The sequence below is a fragment of the Acidithiobacillus concretivorus genome, from assembly GCF_018853445.1.
Taxonomy (GTDB): Bacteria; Pseudomonadota; Gammaproteobacteria; order Acidithiobacillales; family Acidithiobacillaceae; genus Acidithiobacillus; species Acidithiobacillus concretivorus.
Genome location: NZ_JABELD010000187.1, coordinates 1 through 253 on the forward strand (window position 1 = coordinate 1; position 253 = coordinate 253).

Consider the following 253-nt stretch of genomic DNA (forward strand, 5'->3'; position numbering starts at 1 on the left):
AACCGCCTTTTTCCAGGGCAGCACAAAGCAGCCTGTAACCAGAAAGCATCTTGTTCAGATAATAATCAGCACCGGGATTGCTTCCCCTGGTCAAAGTTGGAAACATCGCCAAAATTTCTTCCTCTGCATGTGCTTTGCTTACAGGAACCTGTTTATCTTCTGCATCCATTTCAAAAATGATTTTGCCTTTGGCGTTTTGCAGCACGCTTAAAGCATCAGCCAGGGACATCCCTTGCCCCGTTTTTCCAAGAAC

At 45.8% G+C, this 253-nt stretch carries 1 protein-coding gene; it reads right to left on the reverse strand.

The annotated features are described in order from the left end of the window. On the reverse strand, nt 1-229 hold a 229-nt coding region (locus tag HJG40_RS14740), incomplete at its 3' end, for a hypothetical protein (protein ID WP_215864890.1). Nucleotides 230-253 lie beyond the last annotated feature (24 nt).